This is a genomic window from Capnocytophaga canis, from assembly GCF_000827555.1.
GTDB classification, from domain to species: Bacteria; Bacteroidota; Bacteroidia; order Flavobacteriales; family Flavobacteriaceae; genus Capnocytophaga; species Capnocytophaga canis.
In genome coordinates, this window is sequence record NZ_CDOI01000027.1 from 1 (window position 1) to 363 (window position 363).

Annotated in this window: 1 protein-coding gene; it reads left to right on the forward strand. The window is 43.5% G+C overall.

Annotation, left to right across the window (positions count from 1 at the left end; all coding sequences use genetic code 11):
* A partial coding sequence (locus CCAND38_RS11730) for a hypothetical protein (RefSeq protein WP_042343226.1) occupies window positions 1-363 on the forward strand: 363 nt, incomplete at both ends.

Consider the following 363-nt stretch of genomic DNA (forward strand, 5'->3'; position numbering starts at 1 on the left):
TATGTTATAGGTTATGAAATCTGTACAAAAGTAGGAACGATTACCTGCGACACAGCTACTGTAGTAATAACAGTTACAGCGGTAACGACCCCTACGGTAATCACGGCTACTGACGACCCAGTAACTGTAACGACCCCTCAAAGTGGAACTGTAGTTAACGTGTTGGATAATGATAGACTTGGTACTAACACACCAACAACATCTGATGTAACGATAACGGTAACGTCAACCCCAACGGGAACAATCGTACCGAACTTAGACCCTGTAACAGGAGATGTTACGGTACCGTCAGGTACTCCAACGGGAACGTATGTTATAGGTTATGAAATCTGTACAAAAGTAGGAACGATTACCTGCGACACA